Source organism: Streptococcus oralis, from assembly GCF_001578935.1.
GTDB classification, from domain to species: domain Bacteria; phylum Bacillota; class Bacilli; order Lactobacillales; family Streptococcaceae; genus Streptococcus; species Streptococcus oralis_R.
In genome coordinates, this window is the sequence record NZ_KQ969521.1 from 658,840 (window position 1) to 661,116 (window position 2,277).

The 2,277-nt window shown below is 37.5% G+C and carries 4 protein-coding genes; all 4 read right to left on the minus strand.

The window, feature by feature from the left end:
• Nucleotides 1-18 precede the first annotated feature (18 nt).
• Complete coding sequence (locus SORDD15_RS03295; RefSeq protein ID WP_061414319.1) at nt 19-303, minus strand: TIGR04197 family type VII secretion effector; 285 nt, start codon at nt 301-303, stop codon at nt 19-21.
• 4 nt (nt 304-307) lie between these two features.
• Entirely contained in the window at nt 308-544 is a 237-nt protein-coding gene (locus SORDD15_RS03300; protein WP_231097641.1) for a YwqH-like family protein, read from the minus strand.
• Nucleotides 545-726: 182 nt separating this feature from the next.
• Nucleotides 727-1,203, minus strand: a complete 477-nt coding sequence (locus SORDD15_RS03305; RefSeq protein WP_061414322.1) for a hypothetical protein — start codon at nt 1,201-1,203, stop codon at nt 727-729.
• 16 nt (nt 1,204-1,219) lie between these two features.
• A partial coding sequence (locus SORDD15_RS10465) for a hypothetical protein (RefSeq protein ID WP_231097618.1) occupies nt 1,220-2,277 on the minus strand: 1,058 nt, incomplete at its 5' end.

A 2,277-nucleotide genomic window follows, 5' to 3' on the forward strand; every position in this document is an offset into this window, starting at 1 on the left:
GTAACTCATAGCACCTCCCTACTGCAAACCAGGAAACATGTTTTGACCCAGGACACTATCTGTCCGATGCATCTCTTTCCCTGTGCCTGCCATCAAGGCGATATCTGTCTCCAGCAAGGTCGCATAGGTCTTCACCAGCGAGTGGAGTTCATTGAATTGTTCCTGATACAAGTCCAATCCTTTCGATGTGGCTGTCGTATTAAAACTTGGTTTCCCAACTCCTGCCAAACTAGCCTTGGCCTTGGATAAACTACCGATGTGTGAGTTAAACAGAACCTCGGATAATTGAATCGTTCCATACATGACCTTACCCCTCCTTCGTATGTAGTAGCTTCTCGATGAAATTTCCCAGGTTATTAATCTGACTCTGACACCAGCCAATAATGCCATTTTCTTCATTCTTTTGATTCTCTAGTCTAGTGATTTCATCACAGATAGCATCATAGAAGGTATTCATCTCCGTTTGAAAGCTCGTGTAGTCACTAGAGAAGGTCTCCCACTGCTTGGTGAGGGCATCTTTTTGTTTCCCATGCCAATTACTTATATTCGTTAGAAATAAGAAATTTTAAATACTCATAATCTAAATTAGTAATCATTGGATATAAATTCAAATTTTTGCTTTTTCAAGTTCCCCATTAACTATTTTCTTCAATATTTTTATTTATTGTTTATTTCGTAGATAATTAGAAATAAACTCGTATTCGTGCCATTTGATTAAAAAATTTTTTAATCATCAAGAATTGAAAAATTATATTTATTTTTATAACGCTGATTGAAACGAACAACTACTTTCATAGGTTCTTTTTTGGTTAATCCATTATTAAAAGTTATACTTTTCGTTAATTCTTCCCGAAATTTTTGTATTCCAGATGCTATTTCAGCTACTAATTTTGAAGTATCAATTTTAAAAGTGGCAATACCCTTATCTTCCATAAAGAGTATTGAATCGAAAAATAATATTGAAATATACAAATCCGTAGCCGAACTCTTTGTCAATTTAATTAAAGAGTTCTCTAACAATAATTCAATATTTTTGATATCACTTTGATTATAAAAATATTCAAACAGCACCTGGTTAATATCTGTAGGGAAAACATCTGGAACAAAAGCAGGGGGTTCAATCCGATACTTTTGCCTTCCACGAAGTATATCTTCAACGTTTCCTTCTTTTATAGCTTCTAAAATTTTAGTTCTAAAATTCATTGCTTCTCCCCTCAATTTATTTTATTCCTATCCTACTAACTCTAGCCTTATCTAATGGAACTGTATTTAAAATAGCTTCAGGAACTCCACCTGAAGTTTCTCCCCCAGGTATCCATAGTGAGTTTGCTCCTGTCTCATTCCCGCTAGGAAGTCTTAAATCTAAATCACTCAAATCTTCTATATCAATTCTAACTAAACCACCCCCATATTTAAAATAACCTTTAGGAAACCCTAATTTTTCCTCAATATAGTTGATGTTTCCGTTAGAATTTTTAATAACCTTATCAGCGTACTTTGTTGGCATAACAAAAAGTGTATTGTCATCAGGTACACCAACAAAACCGTTAGCTTCTGAATAGTTTGTATAAGCCCACTCGGTCTGAATAACTGTTGCTCCCTCATCGAATTCTGCAAAATGTTTTGTAAGATATTCCGAATTCACATATGTTTTTGGATCTGGTCTACTCCCTTTAGGTATTTTTAATATTGGCTCATTCCAATAATTTTTATACCTAATTTCTTCAGCTAAGGCATATTCCTTCGCCACATACTGTTTAAACCCTGAACTCTCCCTCGCAAGCCTGCTTTCTTCTATATTTCTTAGAATTTGTTCTCTGTTATACTTCGGTGCTTCGACCTCTACTTTCACCTTATTAAGACTAAACTTGCTGGCTGCCGAAGCTGCCGCATAGCCTCCTACCAGGTTTCCGATAAAGTTTGCGGTTTGGGCGTCTTCTTCACTACCACCTAGGAGCTTAGTCCCATGATAGGCAACTTGACCCGTTGTATAGGCCCCTGCTTCCCCTATCGCAAACTGGGTCAAGCCCTTGGCAACGCTCTGCGTTTGCCCTATGGGAATCATGATGGCACTCGCCGTCACAAAGATCCCACCAACCTGATGATACAGCTTGTCATTCCCCATGAAAAGCGTATCTCGGATAAAGTTTTTTGACTTGGTATGGATATCCCCTGCATTCCCAAGTTGGATGTTATGAATCCCTTCTGCTGCATTAGAGGTTCCATAAGCAAACGTTCCTAGTCCTGTCGTTAAGCCAAACCCAACAACCAAGGGGG